Source organism: Kitasatospora sp. NPDC096128 (genome assembly GCF_040303105.1).
Lineage (GTDB): Bacteria > Actinomycetota > Actinomycetes > Streptomycetales > Streptomycetaceae > Kitasatospora.
In genome coordinates, this window is the sequence record NZ_JBEOSP010000021.1 from 45,640 (window position 1) to 67,056 (window position 21,417).

A 21,417-nucleotide genomic window follows, 5' to 3' on the forward strand; every position below is an offset into this window, starting at 1 on the left:
AGAGAGGCAGGAACGACATGGACGAGAACACCCGCTTCCAGGTGCTGCGCAACGACGAGGAGCAGTACTCCCTCTGGCCGGTCGACCTCGACGTCCCGGCCGGCTGGCAGTCCGTCGGCAAGGAGGGCACCGAGGCGGAGTGCTCCGCCTACGTCGACGAGGTGTGGACCGACATGCGACCGCGCAGCCTGCGCGAGCGCATGGAGAACGCCGGATCCTGAGCCGACCGTCCCACCACGACCCGAAGGAGCCCACCGTGACCCCCGTGCTGCGCACCGAACGCCTGGAGTTCATCCCCTACCGGCCCGAGGACGAGGACGCCTTCGTCGCCCTGCTCCGCAACGCGGAGGTCTGCCGCTGGATGGGCCAGGAGCTGGTGCCCGAACCGCAGATCCGCACGCTGTTCCGCGCGATCCTGAGCGATGTGTACCCGCAGAGCCTCTTCGACGTCTGGGGCCTGTGGGCGGACGGCGCCTACGCGGGCCACGCGGAGGTGAAGAAGACCGGGAACGTCGACGGCCACGAGCTGGTCGCCGCGCTCGTCCCCGAGTTCTGGGGCCGCGGCCTGGGCACCGAGGTGGTCCGCGGCCTGGTCCGCTACGCCGCCGACGAGTTGGGCCTCAAGGAGGTCTACGGCCTGGTGGGCGCCGAGAACACCCCGAGCCTGGCGATGTGCCGGCGGCTGGGCTTCCGCCACCTGCGCGACTCGGTCGACGAGGACGGCACGGTGGCGAAGGTGGTGGTGCTCTCCACGGCCGACGTGCGCTGACGCGCCGAGCGGCCTCCGGTGCGCAGGAGCGCGCCGGAGGCCGCGGGGGCTCCGTTCGTCACGGGGTGGCGCCGGTGCCGATCTTCCGGCAGTCGGGGCCGCCGACGCCGTAGCCGAGCTGGGTCCCGGAGCCGTAGTACCAGTCGCTGTACCCCTGGCAGGTGTAGCCGTTCCAGGTCAGGTAGAAGCCGGCCTGGTAGTCCTCGCTGGCCGTGCTGTGGATGTCCTGGCTGCCGGCGTCCCACCACTCGATGCCGGCCGGGTTGTAGTGGTGCATCCCGGGGTCGCCCCACGCGGCGCTGACGATCCAGGTCTGGCTGCTGGAGGACGCGACCTGCGAGACCCACAGGTCCTTGAAGTGGAATTCCGCGTAGGCCCGCTTCTGACAGAAGTCGTAGCCCTGGTAGAAGGTCCCGAGGTCGTACCCGGCGTTGGTGACGACCTCCATCACGTGGCCGACGGTCTCCGTGCACGGGCCCGCCTGCGCGGCGGGCGCCGCCGCCAGGCCGACGGTGGAGCCGGCCGCGAGGGCGACGGCCACCAGGGTGGACTTGATCTTCAACTTCATTGCCCCGCCTGTGGTGTGACGAGTCATCAGGGAACTTCCATGATGGCGGGCACGCGTCAAGCCTGGCAAGGGTCGCGACGGGTCGGTGCCCTGGTGCCCTGGTGCCCTGGTGCCCTGGTGTCCGTTGCTCCGGTGCCCGTTGCTCCGGCGCCCGTTGTCGGTGGCGCGTGGCACAGTGGCGGGCATGGCACTCATCCCTGACGGGCGGCCGTTCCCGCCGCCGCACGCCGACGAACGCACCATGCTGGAGAGTTGGCTGGAGTTCCAGCGGGCGACGCTGGTGCAGAAGGTCTCCGGGCTCGACGACCGACAGGTGCGGCTGGCCTCGGTGGCGCCGTCCACGCTGACGCTGCTCGGCCTGGTGCAGCACCTCACCGAGGTCGAACGCACGTGGTACCAGCGGGTGTTCGCCGGTCGGACGGTGCCGCCGGTGTACGGCCCGGAGAACCCGGACGGCTACCGGCTGGACCCGGCCCGGGGGATGGCGGAGGCGCTGGCCACCTGGCGGGCCGAGGTCGAGCGCGGCCGCGAGTCGGCCGCGGGGGCGCCGCTGGAGACGGCGGGCGCGCTGTCGGAGCGGGTCGCCGGGATCGTCGGTTCGGAGACCGTCTCGCTGCGCTGGGTGCTGGTGCACCTGATCGAGGAGTACGCCCGCCACAACGGACACGCCGACCTGCTGCGGGAGGGCATCGACGGCGTCACGGGCGTCTGACGGGCAGCGGCGCCGGCCGCGCGGTCGGCCGGGGCAGCCTCAGGGCCAGCAGCGCGCCCGCAGCCGCGACCGCGGTCGTCGCCAGGGCGGCCGGGGCGAGCGCCGCCCCGGGCGCCGTGCGGCCGGCGACGGTGGTGGCGAGCGCGACGCCCAGGGCCGGTCCGATGTTCATCACGGTCTGCTGGAGACCTCCGGCGACACCGGACTCGGCGCCGGACGCTCCCCGGACGACGGCCGAGGTCGCGGTCGCCATCACCGCGCCGAGGCCGCCGCCGAGCAGCAGGAAGCAGCAGCCGGTGGCGGCGCTGCCCGAGTCCGGGCCCAGCCTGGCGGTGAGCAGCGTGCCCGCGGCGATCAGCGCCAGGCCCGCGAGCACGGTGGCGCGCACCCCGTGACGCCTCGCCAGCCAGGCCGAGGCGGGTGCGCCGACGATCATCGCCACCGCGAGCGGCAACCCCCGCAGGGCGTTGTGCAGCGGGTCGAGCCCGAGCACCTCCTGGAGGTAGTAGGTCGCGGGGAAGACCGTGCCGAGCACCGCCGCCGAGGCCGCGAGCAGCACGCCGAGCGCCGGGCCCACGGCCGGTGACCGGAGCAGCGCGGGCGGCAGGAGCGGACTGGCGGTGCGGCGCTCGTGCCGGGCGAGGGCGAGGGCGGCGAGTCCGGCCGCCGCGAGGCCGAGCGCCGTACTCGCGGACCACCCGTCGGTCGGCAGGGCGACCAGGGTGTGCACCAGGCAGACCAGGGCGATGGCGAGCAGGCCCGCGCCGGGCAGGTCGAGGCCCCCGGTCGCCGGCTCGGTGCGGGCCTCGGGCACGGCGAGGGCCGCGACCAGGGCCGCCGCGGCGGGCAGCAGGCCGAGCAGGAAGACGGCCCGCCAGCCGAAGTGGGTGGTGAGCGCGCCTCCGATCAGCGGTCCGGCGGCGGCCGCGAGACCGAGGGCGGCGGTGCGCACCGCGATCGCGCGGGGCAGCTGGTCGGCGGGCCAGACGGCGCGCAGCATGGCGATGGTCGCGGGCTGGAGCAGGGCGCCCGCGACGCCCTGGGCGACGCGCAGGGCGATCACCCAGCCGATGCCGGGTGCGAGGGCGATCGCGGTGGAGGTGGCGGCGAAGCAGACCACCCCGACGAGGAAGAGCCGCCGGTGGCCGTACCGGTCGCCGAGGCGCCCGGCGAAGACCAGCAGGGCGGCGACGGTGACCAGGTAGCCGGTGCTGGTCCACTGGACGGCGGCCAGCGAGGCGTGCAGGTCGCGCTGGAGGGTGGGCTGGGCGACGGTGAGCACGGTGCCGTCCACGGCGACCAGGACGGCGCCGGTGGTGCTCGCGGCGAGGGCGAGCCCTCGGCGGTGGCGGGGCGTCACCGGGCGGCCGGGCCGAGATGGGCGTCCAGGGCGGCGCGCAGCACCGGTTCGAGGCCGTCGTCGCCGGTGGCCAGCCGGAGGCTGCCCCAGGTGCGCAGCTGGGCCAGCCCGTGCAGGTTGGCCCAGAGGGCGGCGGTGGCGGCGGCCGGGTCGTCGGACTGCGGGTGGACCTCGGCGACCAGGCCGACGAAGGTCAGGAAGAGCGGCAGCGTGGAGCGGCGCAGTTCGGTGCCGCTGCCCTCCAGCAGGTCGTGCCGGAACATCAGCTCGAACATCCCGGGGTTCGCCGCCGCGAAGCCGAGGTAGGCGCGGGCGAGCGACTCGATCCGGGTGCGCGGGTCGGCCCCGGTGGTGGCGGCGAGGGCGTCGGCGCCGGCCAGGGAGTCGGTGAGCCGGCCGAAGCCGTGCCGGGCGACGGCGGCGAGCAGTTCACGGCGGGTGGGGAAGTAACGGCGCGGTGCCCCGTGGGAGACCCCGGCGCGGCGGGCGATCTCCCGCAGGCCGAGGGCGTGGACGCCCTCCTCGGTCACCAGCTCGATGCCCGCGGCCACCAGGCGGGCGCGCAGGTCGCGGTCCTGTTCGGTCATGGACACTGTCTACCGGACAGCCGTAGACACTGTCTACTCGCCCTGCGGGTGCCCCGGGGCAGAATCACCGGCATGGACGAAGGCGGCGAGCCGGCCTGCCGGCTGGACCGGGTGTGCCCGGAGTGCGGACGGCTGCGGGAGCGGCCGGGCCCAGGGTCGTGCGAGAACTGCGGTGCGGGTACTGACGGCGGGGAGCCGGGGCGCCCCGCCCGGGGTCGCGGCTGAGTGCGGCGGACCCCGGCCGGGGCCTGACGGCGCCCGCTACATCGGCGGCTGGTCCTGGTCCCGGCCCAGCTGCTCCTTGAGCTTGTCCTGGGCCGTGTCGACCTGGCTGCCGTACTTGCCCTCGGTCCGTTCGTCGAAGGCGTCGCCCGCCTTGTCGATGCCCTTCTCGCCCTGCTCCTCGTGGCCCTTCAGCATCTGCTTGAGCTTATCCAGCATGGACATGTGGTCACCCTCCTGGATGAGTCGCCCCCACCCCTCCAGGATCACCGCCTGCGGCGTCCTCCGCATGTCGCGGTGGCGCGGCGCCCTTGGCAAGGCGGTTCCGGTCATGTCAAATCGTGAACTCACCGACCGTCGGAAGGAGTCGCCTTGAAGCCCCGCCCCCAACGCCGGACCTCCCCGCTCGCCACCCTCGCCGTCGTCGCCCTGGTCACCCCGTCAGTGCTGGTCGGCACCGGCGCGGGCAGTGCCAACGCCGACCCGGACCCGGCCCGCCGGGGCGCCAGGCTGGCCGAGCGGCTGGTCGAGGCGAGCAGCGCCGAGGACGCCCGGGACACCCTGGCCGCGCTGCAACGGTTCGCCGACCGCAACGCCGGTACCAGAGCGGCCGGTTCGAAGGGCCACGACGAATCCGCCCGCTACGTCTACGAGCAGGCGCGGCGGGCCGGGCTCAAGGTGTCCCGGCAGGAGTTCGAGTACACCTTCTTCGAGGCCCGCGCCCAGCGCCTGGACGTGCTGTCGCCCCAGCCGGAGTCGGTGCCGGTGCTCGCCATGACGTACTCGGTGAGCGGCCCGGAGGCGGGCCTGACCGCCGAGTTGGGCGTCGCCCCGGCCACCGCCACCACCGGCTGCACGCCCGCCGACTACCCGGCGGGCTCCGTCACCGGCCGGATCGCGCTGATCCGGCGCGGCGGGTGCAGCTTCGCCGAGAAGCAGGCGGCCGCGGCCACCGCCGGCGCCCTCGGGGCGCTGATCTACAACAACACCGACGGCGAGCTCAACGGGACCCTCGGCGAGCCCGCCGCGGGCAAGGTCCCGACCGGCGGGATCAGCCGGGCGGCCGGCGAGGCGCTGGCCGCCAAGGCCGCCGCCGGGCCCGTGCGGGTGACCCTGGACCTCCGCACCTTCATGGAGTCGCGCAAGACCTGGAACGTCATCGCCGAGACCCGCGGCGGGGATCCGGCGAACACCGTGATGATCGGCGCCCACCTGGACTCCGTCCCGGCCGGGCCCGGCATCAACGACAACGGCTCCGGCACGGCCGGCATCCTGGAGGTCGCGAAGCACCTCGGCACCCGCCCGGTGAAGAACAAGGTCCGGTTCGCCTGGTGGTCCGCCGAGGAGTTCGGTCTCAAGGGCTCGGAGGCGTACGTGAAGTCGCTCTCCGAAGCGGACCGGAAGAAGATCCGGCTCTACCTCAACTTCGACATGATCGCATCCCCCAACTACGCGCAGTTCGTCTACAACGGCTCCGGCAGCGCGGGCGGCGGCGCCGGCCCGGAGGGCTCGGCCCGGATCGAGCGCTTCCTCACCGACTACCTGGACGGCCGCGAGCTGCCGCACGACCCGTCCGCCTTCAACGGCCGCTCCGACTACGGCCCGTTCATCGACGCGGGCATCCCGGCCGGCGGCACCGACACCGGCGCCGAGGTGATCAAGTCCCCCGAGCAGCAGGCCCGTTACGGCGGCACGGCGGGCACCGCCTTCGACGCCTGCTACCACAAGGCCTGTGACGACCTGGACAACATCGACATGGCGGCCTTCGACGTCAACATCGACGTGATCGCCCACGCCGTCGGCACCTACGCCTGGGACCTCTCCTCGCTGGAGCGGCCCGCACCCGCCCGGCGCCCGGCCGCTCCGACCGCGGCCGGAACGGGTATGAACACCCCGGGCGGCGCCTCCGGAGCCGGAGCCGATGCCCACGAAGTGACCGCCTGACGCCCGGGTGGGCCCGCTGCCGTCCTCGGGCGGCGGGCCCACCCGCCCGCCGTGCGCACGCCGTCCATCCGGCACCTCCGCTCCGCCATCGCCCCCGGTGGGTCGGGGTACGGGCCACCGTAGCGGGCACGACTGACAATCCGGTCCGGACCGGGTACGGTGCGCGCGGAGCGCATCCGCCGAGACCCGGTGGGTGCGTCGAGCCCGGTCCTGACACCATGGGACCGAGATCACGACACCGTGACACCCTCGGAGGAGTCAGCAACATGAGCACGCACTACGACGTCGTCGTCCTCGGCGCGGGCCCCGGCGGCTACACCGCCGCCGTCCGTTCGGCCCAGCTGGGCCTGAAGGTCGCCGTCATCGAGGCCAAGTACTGGGGCGGCGTCTGCCTCAACGTCGGCTGCATCCCCTCCAAGGCCCTGCTGCGCAACGCCGAGCTCGCCCACATCTTCACCAAGGAGGCCAAGACCTTCGGCATCAAGGTCGAGGGCCAGGTGACCTTCGACTTCAGCGAGGCGTTCAAGCGCAGCCGCTCGGTGGCCGACGGCCGGGTCAAGGGCGTCCACTACCTGATGAAGAAGAACGGCATCACCGAGTACGACGGCTGGGGCACCTTCGTCGACGACCACACCCTCCAGGTCGCGCTCAGCGGCGGCGGCTTCGACGTGGTCACCTTCGACCACTGCGTCATCGCCGCCGGTGCCACCACCCGCCTGCTGCCCGGCACCAGCCTGAGCGAGCGCGTGGTGACCTACGAGGAGCAGATCCTCACCGAGCAGCTGCCGGAGAGCATCATCATCGCGGGCGCCGGCGCGATCGGCGTCGAGTTCGCCTACGTGCTGCACAACTACGGCGTGAAGGTGACCATCGTCGAGTTCCTGGACCGCGTGGTGCCGCTGGAGGACGTCGAGGTCTCCACCGAACTCGCCAAGCAGTACCGCAAGCTGGGCATCGAGGTGCTCACCTCGACCCGGGTCGAGTCGATCGACGACAGCGACCCGAACGCCAAGGTGCGGGTCACCGTCACCAAGGACGGCGCGCAGCAGGTGCTGGAGGCCGACAAGGTGCTCCAGGCGATCGGCTTCGCGCCGCGGGTCAACGGCTACGGCCTGGAGAACACCGGGGTCAAGCTCACCGACCGCAACGCCATCGCGGTGGACGGCCGCGGCCGCACCAGCGTCGACCACATCTTCGCGATCGGCGACGTCACCGCCAAGCTGATGCTCGCGCACGCCGCCGAGACGATGGCCGTGATCGCCGCCGAGACCATCGGCGGGGCGGAGACCATGGAGGTCGACTTCGCCATGATCCCGCGCGCCACCTACTGCCAGCCGCAGATCGCCTCCTTCGGCTACACCGAGGCCCAGGCCCGCGACCTCGGTTACGACGTCAAGGTCGCCAAGTTCCCGTTCACCGCGAACGGCAAGGCGCACGGCCTCGGCCACCCGATCGGCTTCGTCAAGGTGATCTGCGACAACACCCATGGCGAGCTGCTCGGCGCCCACCTGATCGGCCCCGAGGTCACCGAGCTGCTGCCGGAGCTGACGCTGGCCCAGCAGTGGGACCTCACCGTCCACGAGGTCGCCCGCAACGTGCACGCCCACCCGACCCTGGGCGAGGCGGTCAAGGAGGCCATCCACGGCCTCGCCGGTCACATGATCAACATGTGACGGACCGGACGTCAGGACGCTGCCAACCCGCCCGGCGGGGTCGCAGCGTCCTGACTGCGGAGGAGCTGAAGCGTCACCCCGTGCTCATCGCTTCCGTGCTCATCGCCTCCGTTCGCGCAGCGCCCGATGGGTCAGCACGGCCCCGGTCGCGGACAGTACGGCCAGAACGACCCCGGTGACGTGCAGGGCACCGGTGAAGCCCGCCGCCAGGGCGCTCCGGTGGGCCGGATCCACCTGCCCCTGGACGGCCCGCGCGGCGAGCCTCGCCGCCTCGCCGTCGGGGAGGCCGGGCAGCCGTGCGGCGGTCAGGGTGCTGAGAAGTGCCGCCGCCCCCGAGACCGCCACCGACTCGCCGGTGATCCGCATGGTGTTGAAGATGCCCGCCGCGGCCCCGGCGCGCTCGACCGGCACGGTGCTCACCGCCGCGTTGTCGATCACGCCGAACGCCAGCCCCACCCCGGCCCCGAAGGGCAGCAGCGGTACCGCCAGCTCCGCCCACGAGGCGTCGCCGCGCACCGTGAGCAGCAGCACGGCGCCCAGCACGATCAGCCCCGAGGCGGCGGTCAGCACCGTTCGGACCGAGAGGACGGCGGCCAGCCGGCCCGCCGCGAGCGGCAGCAGCAGGACGGGTGCGGTCATCGGCAGCAGGAGCAGACCGCTGGTCAGCACGCTCCGGCCGCCCACCCCCTGGAGGTAGGCCGGCAGGTACACCAGCAGTACGACGAACCCGAGGGTCACCGTGAAGGGCTGGCAGACCACCGCGAGGAACTCGGCCCGCCGGAACAGCCGGACGTCGAACATCGCCCGCTCCGCCCGGCGCAGCTCCACCACCGCGAAGGCGACCACCAGCAGCAGTGCGCCGCCCAGCGGCAGGAGCGTTCCCGGCGCCGTCCAGCCGGCACCCGTGGCCCGGACCAGCGCGAACGACAGCGCGGCCAGTCCGGCGGTGAAACAGGCCGGCCCGGCCAGGTCGATCGCGGTGCGTTCCTGGCGGCGGGACTCCGGCGCCCGGGTGGCGCACAGGTACGCGGGCAGGGACATCGCCGCGACCAGCAGGAACACCGCCCGCCACCCGCCCGTTTGCACCAGCGCCCCGGCCGCGGGCGGTCCGACGGCCAGGCCGGTGCCGAAGGAGGTGCCCAGCACCCCGAACGCCAGCTGCCGGCGCCCTCCGGACGTCGAGTCGGCCAGCACCGCCGCGCCCGCCGCGAGGACGGCCGCGGCGCCGCAGCCCTGCACCGCGCGAGCCGCGTCCACCACCGCCATCGAGGGCGCGAGCGCGATCAGCAGCGACAGCGCCCCGACCAGCGCGATCCCGGCCAGCAGCACGCGGCGTCGGCCGACGCGGTCGGCGAGGCCGCCGGCCGCCAACGGCAGGGCGGCGAAGGTGATGTTGAAGGCGTTCAGCATCCACTGGGCCGAGCCGGTGGAGGCGCCCAGCCGCGCGGCCATGTCGGGCAGCGCCACCGCGGCGCCGGTCACCGAGAACGGCAGCATCATGCTCGCGCAGCCGACCGCCGCGACGGTCGGCCAGTAGTGGTCCCGGTCGGCGCCCGGGACGGCTCGGAGCGGGGCGGAGGCGGGAGGAGAAGTCGTCACGCGTCGATCGTTCGCGGCTGCCGGCGGCGGATGAAGGACGTGCCGTTCCCTGGGACCGACAGGGCCACCTTCCGGCCCCCGCCTCCGGGTGCCGCGCCGCCATACTGGAACGCATGGCCGATCCGAACCCGCTCACCGGCAGCCTTGGTGCGTACCTGCGCACCCGCCGGGCCCTGCTCACCCCCGAGGAGGCCGGGCTGCCGTCGACCGCGCGCCGCCGGGTGCCGGGCCTGCGGCGCGAGGAGGTCGCGGAACTGGTCGGCCTCAGCACCGACTACTACGTGCGGCTGGAACAGGGCCGCGCGGAGCGGCCGTCCGAGGAGGTGCTCGACGCGCTCGGCCGGGCGCTGCGGCTCGGCCCCGCCGAGCGCGCCCACCTCCGCGACCTCGCCCGCCGGCCGCGCCGGGCCCGGGCGGCGGGACGGCAGGAGGTGCTGCGCCCGACCCTGCGGCGGGTGGTGGAGGCGATGCCGGCCACCCCGGCCGTGGTGATGAACGATCGCAACGACGTGCTGGCCTGGAACCGGCTGGCGGCCGCGCTGATCGCGGACTTCCCGCAACTCCCGCCGCGGGAGCGGAACATGGCCCGCCGGATCTTCCTCGACCCGAACGCGCGGTCCGTGCACCTCGACTGGGACGATGCCGCCCGCGCCACCGTCGGCATCCTGCGGATGGCCGCCGGGCGCCGGCCGCACGATCCCGAGCTGGTCCGCCTTATCGGCGAACTGTCCCTCGGCAGCGCGGAGTTCCGCACCCTCTGGGCCGGGCACCACGTGCACGAGAAGGGCCACGGCCCCAAGCACTTCCACCATCCCGCCGTCGGGGAGGTCGCCCTCGACTACGAGACCTTCCGCGTCCCCGGCGCGGCGCACCACCTGCTGGTGGTGTACTCGGCCGCGCCCGGGAGCCCGGCCGAGGAGGCGTTGTGCCTCCTCGGCGCGCTCACGGCTGAACCGGCCGCGCGCTGAACCGGCTCCGGGTTGAATCGGCCGCGCTGAACCGGCCCCGCGCTGAACCGGCTCCGGGTTGAAGCGCTCCGCCCGGTCGTCACACCAGGTGGATCAGGGCAGCAGCAGGATGCGGCCCAGCTGGGAGCGGTCCGCCATGATCCGGTGGGCGGTGGCGGCCTCGGCGAGCGGGATGCGGGCGTGGACGGCGGTCCGCAGCCGGCCGGCCGCGAAGTGCCCGACGGCCTCGTCGACGTCCCGGCGGGCGAGGTCGGGGCGGGCCGCGCGCCAGGCGTTCAGGGAGTAGCCGACCACGGTGCGCAGCCCGAACAGCTTGGTGACCGGCACGCTGCCGGGCTCGCCGTCGGCGGCGCCGTAGACCACGACCCGGCCGAGCGGGGCGGTCGACTCCAGGCTGCGCTGCAGGACTTCGCCGCCGACCGAGTCCAGTACGACGTCCACGCCCCGGGGCGCGGCGGCCCGCACCTGCTCGGTCCGGTCGGGCGCCCACCTCGGCGGGCTGATCGCCGAACGGCGCCCCGACCTGGACGCCGACCTACTGGCCCACGTCCTGCTCGGCGCGCTGCACAGCGACCCGGTGCTGCGGCTGCTGGAGCAGGGCGAGGGGCAGCGCCTCGCCGATGCGCTGCGGGCACTCGCCACCCCGCTGCTCGACGGGACAGCCGGTTCGGCTGACGGAACCGACTGAGCCGGCCGAACAGACTGAGCCGGCCGAACCGACTGAGCCGGACGGACGCGGGCCGAGGGGCGCCGGGGCGCCCGGCGCCCTAGCGTGGGCGCGACACCGGAGGAGCGGAGGGGCCGTTGCGGATGCGTGCCGCGAAGGCGAACCGGCCGTGGCAGTCATGGCAGTCATGGCAGGCATGGCAGCCGCCGGCGCCCTCGGGTCCGGGCGCCCAGCTGCCGGTGCTGGTCCGGTACGGTCACCGGTCCTGGCTGATCCCCACCGTCCTGCTGGTGGCGGTGGTGCTCGTGGACGCCCTCACCCCCCACTCCTTCGAGTCGCTCAGCTGGCTGGCCCTGGTCCCCGTGGTCGCCGCCGGGCTGTGCGGCCCGGCGGTCACCGTGGCGTTCGCCGGTCTCGCGATCGCCGCCTACCCCTGGCTGAACAACCTCTGGGGCAAGGCCCACGGGATCGAGGACTTCCTGTTGGTGATCGCCGGCTGCGTCCTCGCGCTGCCGCTCAGCGTGTTCCGCGCCCGGGCCGCCGTCTACGTCCGCCATCTGCAGGGCGCCGCCGAGACCACCCGGCAGGTGGTGCTGCGCCCGCTGCCGCCGGGTTGGGGCGGGGTGGACTCGGCGGCCCGCTACCTGGCCGCCGACGTCGAGGCCCGGGTCGGCGGCGACTTCTACGACGTGGTGGCCACCCCGTACGGCGCCCGGGCCATCCTCGGCGACGTCCAGGGGAAGGGGCTGCCGGCGGTGTCCATCGCCGCCGCCCTGGTCGGCTGCTTCCGGGAGGCGGCCTTCCGGGAGGCGGACCTGGCGACCGTCGCCTCCCGGCTGGAGGAGCGGGTGCACCGGCAGAACCTGCTCTCCTCCCGACTGGGCGAGGACGAGGAGCGGTTCGCCACCGCGGTCGTGGTCTGGTTCCCCGAGGACGGGTCGGAGCGGATCCAGCTGGTCAACTTCGGCCACGACTGCCCGCACGTCCTGGGCCCGGGCGGGGTCCGGCAGCTGCCGCCGGGCGACGGCGCCCCGCTGGGCCTCGCGCCGCTGGCCGGCCGGCTCCCGGAGGTGCAGCGGCTCCGGCTGGGTGCGGACGAGACCGTCCTGATCGTCACGGACGGGGTGACCGAAGCCCGGGACCGCCAGGGCGCCTTCTTCGACCTGCGCGCCCACCTGGAGAGCCTGGCCGGCCTGCCCGGGGCCGCGGAGCCCGAGCGCCTGGTGGGGGCTGTGGTGGCCGCCGTGTTCCGGCACACCGGCGGGCGTCTGACGGACGACACCGCGCTGCTCGCGGTCCGGAACGGCAGCGGCGCGGCCACCGGCTGATCCGGGGGCCGCGCCGGGCGGTGCCGGTGGGAGGGAGTGGGGCCGGCTCAGGCCCGCGGCTGGGGAACGGCGAAGGAGGGGCGCGGGATCCGGCTGATCACCGAGCCGATCAGGGTGCCGATCGACACCCCGAACACCGCCGACACGGCGGCCAGCACCGACTGGGCGCCGTTGCCCACCTCGATCTGGGCGGTGTTCAGCAGGCCGAAGGAGCCCGGCACCACGATCCAGAACGCCGGGAGGTAGAGCACCTGCCAGAGCGGGCCGCCCGGCAGCCAGTGCACCACCGTGGCCGCGACCGCGGCGCTGACGGCGCCCGCCAGACCGCCTATCGCCGCGCCGTGGACCGACCCCACCACCACCTGGACGGTGACGCTGACCGCGATCACCGCGACGATCCACGGGATGGCCGGGGGAGGGGTGTTCACATTGACCACGACGCCCGCCACGGCGATCGCCAGGCCCACCCCGATCACCCACCAACTCGGCTTGGCCACCTGGATGTTGGCCAGTGCGTCGGCCGGTACGCCGATCGCGGTGGTGGCCGCCGCCACCCCGGCCAGGAACAGCGCCAGCTGCACCGCGCCGGACACCAGCCGGGCCGTCCCGGCGCTGGCGGCGCCCGCCGCGACCTCCGACAGCCCGGTGACCAGCAGCCCGCCCGGCAGCAGGATCGCCAGGGTGGCCACGATGGTGCGCAGCGGCCCGTCCAGCAGGCCGGCCCGGGTCAGCGACAGGACGAGCAGTGCGACCAGGAACCCGGCGGTGACGGGCAGCAGCGGGCGCAGCCGGGGCAGCCGGCGCGCCAGCACGGTCAGGCCCGCCACGATCACCGACCCGGCCCCGGCGGCCAGCACGTTCGCCGTCACCGGCTGGAGGAACAGGCAGACGCCGACTCCGACCGGCAGCGCCCCCAGGTCCGCGACCCAGGCGGGCCAGCGGGCCGGCGCCCGGCGGATGCCGTCCAGCTCGGCCAGGGCCCGGGGGCCGTCCAGCTCGCCGGAGCGCAGCCGGTGCACCAGGTGCAGGACGTCCGCGGTCTGCTCGAACCGCAGCGCGGCGCCGACCGGCTGGAATCTGGTCGCGTCGGCCGCGTCGAGGGAGACGAACAGCCCGTTGGTGAGCGCGGCGACCCGCACCTCGGGAGCCCCCAGTGCCCGCCCGAGCCCGCGGAGTTCCTCCTCGACGTCATGGACGGGCAGGCCCCCGCCCAGCAGGGCGTCGCCCAGTTCGAGCAGCAGGCGGCGGAGCGGGTCGGCGGGGGCCTCGTTGCCCCGGACCGGCGGAGACTTGCTAGACATGGCAGGTATCGTCCCATCCCGCCCGGATGGGTCCGAATCTGCCCTGGTCTGATCGTTTCGTGCTGCCGGAGTGGAGCCTCCCCGGGTCTCGTGCTGCCGGAGTGGAGCCGCCCCCGGGGCGCACCGCTGTCAGGTGACCCGGGATGGAGTCCGCGGGGCGCCGGTCAGTTCACGTAGACCGCCGGTGCGCCGGACTGGCCGGTGTCGGTGACCGGACCGTAGCTCGCCGAGAAGTAGCCGTCGCCGGGGCAGAGGCCGGAGCCGCCGCTCTTGGCGAAGTGCTCGTTGGTGAAGGTCAGGCTCTGGCCGCCGTTGTCGGCGGTGCCGGTGAAGGCGCCGCTGAGCTGGTAGGTACAGGTGATGGTGCCGAACCAGCTGTTCAGGACGGCGGTGGCCTGGATCTGGCCGGTGCTGCCGCCGGTCAGGGTGACGGGCAGGCCGGCGCCGTCGTCGATCGAGAGGTTGTAGGGGAGGGTGTCGACCGTGAGGCTCTGGACCGAGGTGACGCCGGTGACGTTGGCGGTGCAGGAGTCGAAGGTGAGGCCGGTCATGGACTCGGTCGCGGTCCCGGGGGCGGCCGGGTTGGTCAGCACGGTGGCGGACAGCTGGGAGGCGGCGCAGGTGACGCCGGTGGTGCTGGTCGCGGTGGAGTAGAAGGTGGCGGTGCCGTTGGCGGCGAGCGGCGCGGCGAGGGTGTCGCCCGCCGCGACGGCGGCTCCGCCGGTGCTGCCGGTGGTGAGCACGGGGCCGGCGCCGTCGGCCGGGGCGGCGGAGGCGGGGGCCGCTACGGCCAGGGCGAGTGCGGCGAGTGCGGCGAGGGCCAGTGGTGCGGTGCGGTGGGGGAGTGCGCGCATGGGAAAGCCTCTTCCTCGGTGAGGGGCGAGAAGACGAACTTTCGCTGTTCCCGGGAGGCTCCCGGGGACGAGGAGCGGGGGAACGGGGAGCTGATTCCGTTGTAGGACCCTGTCGGTGGGCCGTCAAGGAGCGGCGGTGAACTTGCTGACTTTTCGTCAACAACACCTCGGCAGTGCGCGCCGGCCGGACGACAGCGGCCGGAGAGTGATCTGTCAGTGCTCTGACAGTGCGGAACGGAAGACTCCGTGACGCCCACTCAGACGATCGACCGAGAGAGCCGCCCGTGCCCCGACCCCGCATCACCACCGCCCGCATCACCACCGCCCTCCGCACCACCGCGGCCGCCGGCCTGCTGCTGGCCGGCCTCACCCCGGCCGCCGCCTCGGCCGCCGCGCCCACCCCGCCGGTCCCTGCCCTGACCTGGACGAAGCCCTGCACGCCCGGTTTCCAGTGCGACACTGCCCAGGTGCCGCTGGACTACCGCGCCCCGCACGGCCGTTCCATCGACCTGGCGCTCATCCGGCGCCCCGCCGACGACCCGGCGCACCGGATCGGCACCCTGTTCTACAACCCGGGCGGCCCGGCGATCCCCGGCACCGCGGCGCTGCCCGCCGCGACCCCGCTGTTCCCCGAGAACGTGCGCAGGCGCTTCGACATCGTCAGCTTCGATCCGCGCGGCGTCGGCGCCTCCACCACCCTCCAGTGCTTCCCCGACCCGGCCGCCGAACAGGCCCTGCTCGGCGCACTCCCGGTCGGCTACCCGGTCGGCGCGGAGCAGCAGTCGCGCTGGGCCGCCACCTACGCGCAACTGGGCCGCCAGTGCGCCGGGAACGACCGCACCGGGCTGCTCGCCCACCTCTCCACCGCGGACGTCGCCCGCGACCTCGACCTGCTGCGCCAGGCCGTCGGCGACCGGCGGCTCAGCTACCTGGGCACCTCGTACGGGACATACCTGGGCGCCACCTACGCCAACCTCTTCCCCGGCCGGGTGCGGGCCATGGTCCTGGACAGCGCCGCCGACCCGGTCGCCTGGTCCACCGGCCGCACCCCGCAGGACCGCGCGCTGCCGCCGTTCCTGCGCACCGGCAGCGACCTCGGCTCGGCCCGCGCCCTGGACGACTTCCTCGACCGCTGCGGCGCCGCCGCCCCGACGGACTGCGCCTTCTCCGCGGGCAGCCCGGAGGCGACCCGGGCCAAGTACGCCGGGCTGATGGACCGGCTGGCGCGTGGGCCGGTCACCGTCGGCAGCGGGGCGCAGGCCGTCACCTACGACGAGGCGAGCGCGGTCTCCGCCGTCGCCCTGCTGCTGTACTCGGCCCAGCCGCTGCCGGCGTTCGGGAGTCCCGGCTGGGCCGCCCTGGGCGGGCGGCTGCAGAGCCTGTGGACCGCCGCCGACACCCCGGCGGCACCGCTGCCGACCGGCGCGCAGCCGGGCCAGACGCAGGTCCTCGGCGTGCTGTGCGCCGACACCGTCAACCCGCCCGCCGACGCGGACTACCCGGCGCTCGCCGACCTCGCCCGGCAGCGCTCCGGCGCCCTCGGCCCGTACTGGGTCTGGCAGACCCAGCGCTGCGCCGACTGGCCGGCCGAGGCCGCCCGGGACCGCTACACCGGGCCCTGGGACCGCTACACCGCCGCGCCCGTCCTCGTCGTCGCCAACACCGGCGACCCGGCCTGGCCGTACCAGGGCTCCCGCGCGCTGGCCGACACCCTGGCCCGGGGCCGGCTGCTGACCGTCGACGGCCCGGGCCACAGCGTGCTCGGCAATCCGAGCGGCTGCGCCGCGGGCTACGAGGAGCGCTACCTGGTGGACGGCACGCTGCCGCCGCGCGGCCAGGTCTGCGCGCCGGACCGGCCGCCGTTCCAGTAGCGGTCGCACCTTCGGCCGGGGCCGCTCCGGTTCAGGGCCCCCGGCCGTCCTCGTCCGACAGCCCCCGTCCGCCGTCGGCACCGTCGTCGTCCGACGCCGCACCGCCCCGGGCGTGGTGCCGCCGCAGGAACCAGACCAGCAGGGAGACGGCGACGAGCCCGGCGATCGCGAGGGCGGCGACCCGGCCGACGGTGCCCTCCACCCTGGTGTACGCGGCTCCGGCGAAGTAGCCCAGGAGGGTGAAGCCGACGGCCCAGGCGAGCCCGCCGAGGGCGTTGTAGAACAGGAACCGGCGGTACGGCATCCGGGACATCCCGGCCAGCGAGGGCACCAGCGGTCGGAAGAAGGCGATGAAACGGCCGACGAAGACGGCGGCCGGCCCGCGGCGGCGGATCAGGTCCTGCGCCGTCTCGACCCGCCTCGCGTGGCGCCGCAGCGGGCGGGCGCGCAGGATCGTCGGGCCGAGGTGGCGGCCGATCTCATAACCGGCGGAGTCCCCGAGGACGGCCGCGCAGACCACGACCAGGACCATCCAGCCCAGGGAGACGCTGCCCTGGTGGGCGATGAAGCCGCCGAGGACGGCCGCGGTCTCGCCGGGGATGAAGAAGCTGAAGAACAGCGCGTCCTCGGTGAAGACCATGCCGCCGACGACCGCGTACACGACCGGGCCGGACAGTCCGCGCAGCCAGTCGGTGATCGCGTGCATGCGCCGCACCCCGTCGGTGATCGGTCCCCTTTTCGCCCTCTTCCCGACCCAATGTAACGCTTGTCCCCAGGCCTGCCCCGGCGGGCGGACGTCGATCGGCGGGCATCCGCGAGCGTGGGCGGACGGGGGCTGGACGGGGGCTGGAGGGCGGCTTCCTTAGCGGAACGTTAGATCTGCCCGGCGGTCCTTGCCGCCGTCCGCCGGGCGGCGGCACGCTCTGGGGCACCCACCCGCCGCACCGAGACCCCGGGAGCCGCCATGTCCCCGTCCGCCGCCGTCCCAGCCGCCTCCGCTCCCCGCCCACAGCCGTCCGGCGGGGAGCGCTCCCGACGGCGGCTCGCCCTGATCGGCGGCTCGCTGGGCAACCTGGTGGAGTGGTACGACTGGTTCGTCTACGCCAGCTTCGCCGTCTACTTCGCCGACGACTTCTTCCCCGGCAGCGACTCCACCGCGAAGCTGATGAACACCGCCGGGATCTTCGCGGTCGGCTTCCTGATGCGCCCCGTCGGCGGCTGGCTGCTCGGCCGGGCCGCCGACCGGCACGGCCGCAAGAGCGCCCTCACCCTGACCGTCACCATGATGTCCGCGGCCGCCGTGCTGATCGCCGTCGCCCCGACCTACGCCCGGGCCGGATACCTCGGCGCCGCCGTCCTGCTGCTCGCCCGGCTGCTCCAGGGCATGAGCATCGGCGGCGAGTACGCGGCCAGCGCCACCTACCTGACCGAGGCCTCCGCACCGAACCGGCGCGGTCTCGGCTCCTCCTTCCAGTACGTGTCGATGACCTGCGGCCAGCTCCTCGGCCTGGGCATCCTGATCGTCCTGCAGCACACCCTCAGCAGCGCCCAACTGCACTCCTGGGGCTGGCGGTTGCCGTTCCTGCTCGGCGCCGTGCTGGCCGGCGTGGTGTTCTGGCTGCGCCGCCGGCTGCCGGAGACCGAGGCGTTCGCCGCCGAGTCCGCCGCGTCCGCCCAGTCCGCCCAGTCCGCCGCGTCCGCCGAGGCGGGCGGCCGGGCGCGGGACGACGCCCGCGGCACCCTGCGCACCCTCTGGGAGCACCGGCGCCAGGCCGTGCTGGTGATGGCCCTGACCCTCGGCGGCACCGTCGCCTACTACACGTACACCACCTACCTGACCAAGTACCTGATCGGCAGCGCCGGGCTCAGCAAGGACACCGCCACCCTGGTCAGCTTCACCGCGCTCGCCGTGTTCGCCGCCGTCCAGCCGCTGGCCGGACTGCTCTCCGACCGGATCGGCCGCCGCCCGCTGCTGATCACCTTCGCGCTCGGCTGCACCGTCGGCACCTACCCGCTGATGACCGCGCTCGGCTCGGCCCGCGGCTACTGGTCGGCGCTCGGCCTCTCGCTGGTCGCACTGCTCATCGTCACCGGCTACACCTCGATCAACGCGGCCGTGAAGGCAGAGCTCTTCCCCACCCGGATCCGTGCCCTCGGCGTGGCGCTCCCGTACGCCCTCGCGAACGCGCTGTTCGGCGGCACCGCCGAGTACATCGCGCTCTGGTTCAAGAACAACGGCCACGAGTCCGGCTTCTTCTGGTACGTCTCCGGCTGCGCGCTGGTCTCCTTGGTCACCTACGTGCTGATGCCCGACACCCGGCACGCCGTGCTCAGCCCCGAGGAGGCCCCGGCGGTGTCCGCCGTGACGGAGACCGTACGGTAGTCACCTCACAGGTGGGGAGGGTTCCGTGCACATGCTGCTGGTCGAGGACGACGACCGGATGGCGCAGGCCCTCGCCACCGCGCTCGCCCGGCGCGGCCACACCGTGCGCCGGGTGGTCCGCGCCGCCGAGGCGCTGCGGCATGCCCGGGAGGCCGAGTTCGTCCTGCTCGACCTCGGCCTGCCCGACCTGGACGGCCTCGACCTGCTGCGCAAGCTCCGTACGGTGTGCGACCTTCCGCTCATCGTGGTCACCGCGCGCAGCGAGGAGCGGGACGTCCTCCAGGCCCTGCGGGCCGGCGCCGACGACTACGTGGTCAAGCCGTTCCGGATGGCCGAACTCATCGCCCGGATCGACACCGTACGCCGCCGCACCGGCGCCGCCCCCGAACCGCCCGGCGGGCAGCGGCAGTTGCACACCGGCGACGTCGCGATCGACCTGGCCGGCCGCACGGTGACCGTGGACGGCGCCGAAGTCCGGCTCACCCGGCGTGAGTTCGACGTGCTCGCGCTGCTCGCCGCCCAGCCCGGCGACGTCCGCTCCCGGGAGGAGATCCTCGACCGGATCTGGGGCGACGCCTTCCTCGCCTCCTCCCGCTCGCTGGACGTGCACGTGGCCGGCATCCGGGCCAAGACCGGCCGGGCCGCCCTGGTCCGCACCATCCGCGGCTACGGCTACCAACTCGGCGCCCTGGACGGCCGGTGAGGCGCCGGCTGCTGGCCGTGCTCACCGCCCTCATCGGCACGGCCGTGCTGCTGCTCGCCCTGCCGCTGGCCGACTCCTACGCCCGCGGCCGCACCGAACACCTGCTGCTCCAGCGCCGGGCCGACGGCGTCCGCTTCGCCGAACTCGCCGACCGGATCCGCACCGACGCCGACCGCCGCGAGCTCGACGCCGAACTCACCCGCTACGCCCAGCTCTACGGCGCCGCGGTGACCGTGGTCGACACCGCCGGACACACCGTCGGCCGGGCCGGCCCCGCCCCCGGCGGCGCGGCCGCCCGGCAGGCCGAGGACCGCGCCCTCACCGGCCGCTCCACCGAGGCCCTGCCCACCGTGCTGCCCTGGGGGCCGGACACCGTGGTGCTGGCCGAACCGGTCGGCCAGGACGAACGGGTCGGCGGCGCCGTCCTGTTGACCGTCCCCACCGGTGCCGCCCGGCACGACGTCCTGGTCCGCTGGACGCTGATCGCCGCCGGCGCCGTCACCGCCTTCGGCGCCGCCGCACTGGTCGCGGCCGGCATCGCCCGCTGGCTGCTGCGGCCCGTCCACGAACTCGACCGCGCGGTGGCCACCATGGCCGGCGGACGCTTCGAACCACATGCCGCCGCCGACACCGGCCCACCCGAACTACGGCGACTTCGAAGGCACTTCGACGGCATGGCCGCTGCGGTCGGCGAATCGCTGCGCCGCCAGCGGGACTTCGTCGCCGATGCCTCGCACCAGCTGCGCAACCCGCTGGCCACCCTGGTGCTGCAACTGGAGAACACCGAGCCGCACGTCGAACCGGGCCCCGGCCGGCAGGCGCACGCCCTGGCCCTGGACGAGGCGGACCGGCTGGCCGAACTGCTCGACGGCCTGCTCGCCCTGGCCCGGCTGGAGGCGGCCGCCGCGCCGGTCGAGGAGCACGACGTCTCCGCCGCGGTGGCCGAGCGGCTGGCCGCCTGGGCACCGGTGTTCGAGGCGGGCGGCCCGGTCCTGACCGCGGACGTCACCCCGGGTCTGCGTGCCCGCACCCTGCCCGACGCGGCCGGGCGGATCCTGGACGCCCTGCTGGACAACGCCGGCAAGTTCGTCCCGCCCGGGGCCGAGGTCCGGGTGACGGTCGCGGCCGCCTCCGACGGCGCCGCGACCGTCCGGGTCCGGGACACCGGCCCCGGCGTCCCGCCCGATCAACTCCCCCTGCTGCTCCGGCGCTTCGCCCGCTCACCGGAACACCAGAACGTCCCCGGCACCGGCCTCGGCCTGGCCATCGCCGACGAACTCGCCCGCGCCTGCGGCGGATCACTGACCGTCGCGTCCTCGCAGCCGCACGGACTGACCGTCGAGTTCCGGCTCCCCGCGCCCTGAACCGCGCAGCGGTGCGGCGGTTCAGCGGTACCAGGTGCGGATGGCGGCGGCCGCCGCCCGCACGTCGGCGCGCCCGTCGCGGATGCGGGCGGCGAGCTCGGCGGCGGCCTTCGGACCGGCCGTGACGGTGACGCCGGAGGCGCTGAGATAGGCGGCGGCGACGACGGCGGCGAAGTGCTCGTTGCCGGTCTCCAGTGCCGGCACCCGGATGAGCTGGTGCATGAGCGCGGCCGCGCGCTGGTGCGGGCCCTCGTACACGGGCACGTCCATCACCTCGTCGGCGTGCCGGGCCACGGCCGCGGTGAGGGTGCCGTAGTCCGTGATGTCGGGGTCGGTCGGCAGGAAGCGGTGGGCGATGTCGAGCAGCCAGGCCCGGTCGATGTGCAGGATCACGCCGCGTCCAGGGCGGGTCCGCGCCGCCCGCGGGTGTGCTGTTCGGGTGCCCCGTGGAGCCGGACCTGGTCGCCGAGCCGGACGTTCAACCGCATGCCCGCAGCGTAGCCAGGTGTACCGACTGCTACAAACCGGCCCGGCCGGACTCACT

The 21,417-nt window shown here is 74.5% G+C and carries 21 protein-coding genes; 11 read left to right on the forward strand and 10 right to left on the reverse strand.

Features of this window, described 5'->3' with window-relative positions:
* The first annotated feature begins 17 nt into the window (after window positions 1-17).
* Entirely contained in the window at window positions 18-221 is a 204-nt protein-coding gene (locus ABTY61_RS23280; protein ID WP_350506969.1) for an MbtH family protein, read from the forward strand.
* Between the two features lie 35 nt (window positions 222-256).
* Window positions 257-769, forward strand: coding sequence for a GNAT family N-acetyltransferase (locus ABTY61_RS23285; RefSeq protein ID WP_350506970.1), 513 nt, complete (start codon window positions 257-259; stop codon window positions 767-769).
* Window positions 770-827: 58 nt separating this feature from the next.
* Here ABTY61_RS23285 and ABTY61_RS23290 read toward each other — a convergent pair whose 3' ends face one another.
* Window positions 828-1,337 carry a hypothetical protein gene (locus ABTY61_RS23290; protein WP_350506971.1) on the reverse strand — a complete coding sequence of 170 codons (510 nt, stop codon included), beginning with the start codon at window positions 1,335-1,337 and terminating at the stop codon, window positions 828-830.
* Window positions 1,338-1,521: 184 nt separating this feature from the next.
* Between ABTY61_RS23290 and ABTY61_RS23295 the strand changes: the two genes are divergently transcribed.
* A complete protein-coding gene (locus ABTY61_RS23295) occupies window positions 1,522-2,049 on the forward strand; it encodes a DinB family protein (RefSeq protein ID WP_350506972.1) in 528 nt (175 codons plus the stop codon).
* Here ABTY61_RS23295 and ABTY61_RS23300 read toward each other — a convergent pair.
* The 3 genes from ABTY61_RS23300 to ABTY61_RS23310 form a co-directional block, all read right to left on the reverse strand.
* Entirely contained in the window at window positions 2,036-3,409 is a 1,374-nt protein-coding gene (locus tag ABTY61_RS23300; protein ID WP_350506973.1) for an MFS transporter, read from the reverse strand. The genes ABTY61_RS23295 and ABTY61_RS23300 overlap by 14 nt on opposite strands.
* Window positions 3,406-3,996, reverse strand: a complete 591-nt coding sequence (locus tag ABTY61_RS23305) for a TetR/AcrR family transcriptional regulator (protein ID WP_350506974.1) — start codon at window positions 3,994-3,996, stop codon at window positions 3,406-3,408. The genes ABTY61_RS23300 and ABTY61_RS23305 overlap by 4 nt, the downstream gene beginning before the upstream one ends.
* Before the next feature lie 261 nt (window positions 3,997-4,257).
* A complete protein-coding gene (locus ABTY61_RS23310; RefSeq protein ID WP_350506975.1) occupies window positions 4,258-4,443 on the reverse strand; it encodes an antitoxin in 186 nt (61 codons plus the stop codon).
* 147 nt (window positions 4,444-4,590) lie between these two features.
* Here ABTY61_RS23310 and ABTY61_RS23315 point away from each other — a divergent pair, with 147 nt between their 5' ends.
* The gene (locus ABTY61_RS23315; protein ID WP_350506976.1) at window positions 4,591-6,162 is read left to right on the forward strand and encodes a M28 family metallopeptidase; all 1,572 of its coding nucleotides are present in this window, start codon (window positions 4,591-4,593) and stop codon (window positions 6,160-6,162) included.
* Window positions 6,163-6,428: 266 nt separating this feature from the next.
* Window positions 6,429-7,835, forward strand: a complete 1,407-nt coding sequence (gene lpdA, locus ABTY61_RS23320) for a dihydrolipoyl dehydrogenase (protein ID WP_350506977.1) — start codon at window positions 6,429-6,431, stop codon at window positions 7,833-7,835.
* A gap of 99 nt (window positions 7,836-7,934) precedes the next feature.
* Here lpdA and ABTY61_RS23325 read toward each other — a convergent pair whose 3' ends face one another.
* Window positions 7,935-9,434: an MFS transporter gene (locus ABTY61_RS23325; protein ID WP_350506978.1), complete on the reverse strand. Its 1,500-nt coding sequence runs from the start codon at window positions 9,432-9,434 to the stop codon at window positions 7,935-7,937.
* Between the two features lie 113 nt (window positions 9,435-9,547).
* Here ABTY61_RS23325 and ABTY61_RS23330 point away from each other — a divergent pair, with 113 nt between their 5' ends.
* On the forward strand, window positions 9,548-10,402 hold the full coding sequence (locus ABTY61_RS23330) for a helix-turn-helix transcriptional regulator (protein ID WP_350506979.1): 855 nt from the start codon (window positions 9,548-9,550) through the stop codon (window positions 10,400-10,402).
* Between the two features lie 93 nt (window positions 10,403-10,495).
* Here the strand turns inward: ABTY61_RS23330 and ABTY61_RS23335 are convergent, their stop codons facing one another.
* Complete coding sequence (locus ABTY61_RS23335; protein WP_502895413.1) at window positions 10,496-10,972, reverse strand: zinc-binding dehydrogenase; 477 nt, start codon at window positions 10,970-10,972, stop codon at window positions 10,496-10,498.
* Window positions 10,973-11,212: 240 nt separating this feature from the next.
* Here ABTY61_RS23335 and ABTY61_RS23340 point away from each other — a divergent pair, with 240 nt between their 5' ends.
* On the forward strand, window positions 11,213-12,397 hold the full coding sequence (locus ABTY61_RS23340; RefSeq protein ID WP_350506981.1) for a PP2C family protein-serine/threonine phosphatase: 1,185 nt from the start codon (window positions 11,213-11,215) through the stop codon (window positions 12,395-12,397).
* Between the two features lie 47 nt (window positions 12,398-12,444).
* On the opposite strand, the gene ABTY61_RS23345 is transcribed toward ABTY61_RS23340, so the two are convergent.
* Window positions 12,445-13,698, reverse strand: a complete 1,254-nt coding sequence (locus ABTY61_RS23345; protein ID WP_350506982.1) for a threonine/serine exporter family protein — start codon at window positions 13,696-13,698, stop codon at window positions 12,445-12,447.
* Between the two features lie 164 nt (window positions 13,699-13,862).
* The gene (locus tag ABTY61_RS23350; RefSeq protein ID WP_350506983.1) at window positions 13,863-14,552 is read right to left on the reverse strand and encodes a Tat pathway signal sequence domain protein; all 690 of its coding nucleotides are present in this window, start codon (window positions 14,550-14,552) and stop codon (window positions 13,863-13,865) included.
* Between the two features lie 284 nt (window positions 14,553-14,836).
* On the opposite strand from ABTY61_RS23350, the gene ABTY61_RS23355 reads away from it, so the two are divergent.
* Window positions 14,837-16,423 (forward strand): alpha/beta hydrolase, encoded by a 1,587-nt coding sequence (locus ABTY61_RS23355; protein WP_350506984.1) that lies wholly within the window; start codon window positions 14,837-14,839, stop codon window positions 16,421-16,423.
* 31 nt (window positions 16,424-16,454) lie between these two features.
* Here ABTY61_RS23355 and ABTY61_RS23360 read toward each other — a convergent pair whose 3' ends face one another.
* Window positions 16,455-17,129 (reverse strand): DedA family protein, encoded by a 675-nt coding sequence (locus tag ABTY61_RS23360; protein ID WP_350506985.1) that lies wholly within the window; start codon window positions 17,127-17,129, stop codon window positions 16,455-16,457.
* Between the two features lie 258 nt (window positions 17,130-17,387).
* Between ABTY61_RS23360 and ABTY61_RS23365 the strand changes: the two genes are divergently transcribed.
* Genes ABTY61_RS23365 through ABTY61_RS23375 form a run of 3 tightly spaced genes read left to right on the forward strand, consistent with a single transcriptional unit; the run spans window position 17,388 to window position 20,873 of the window.
* Complete coding sequence (locus ABTY61_RS23365; protein WP_350506986.1) at window positions 17,388-18,806, forward strand: MFS transporter; 1,419 nt, start codon at window positions 17,388-17,390, stop codon at window positions 18,804-18,806.
* Between the two features lie 25 nt (window positions 18,807-18,831).
* Window positions 18,832-19,509: a response regulator transcription factor gene (locus ABTY61_RS23370; RefSeq protein ID WP_350506987.1), complete on the forward strand. Its 678-nt coding sequence runs from the start codon at window positions 18,832-18,834 to the stop codon at window positions 19,507-19,509.
* Window positions 19,506-20,873, forward strand: a complete 1,368-nt coding sequence (locus ABTY61_RS23375; protein ID WP_350506988.1) for a sensor histidine kinase — start codon at window positions 19,506-19,508, stop codon at window positions 20,871-20,873. The genes ABTY61_RS23370 and ABTY61_RS23375 overlap by 4 nt, the downstream gene beginning before the upstream one ends.
* Before the next feature lie 21 nt (window positions 20,874-20,894).
* On the opposite strand, the gene ABTY61_RS23380 is transcribed toward ABTY61_RS23375, so the two are convergent.
* A complete protein-coding gene (locus ABTY61_RS23380; RefSeq protein WP_350506989.1) occupies window positions 20,895-21,266 on the reverse strand; it encodes a fic family toxin-antitoxin system, toxin component in 372 nt (123 codons plus the stop codon).
* Window positions 21,267-21,417 lie beyond the last annotated feature (151 nt).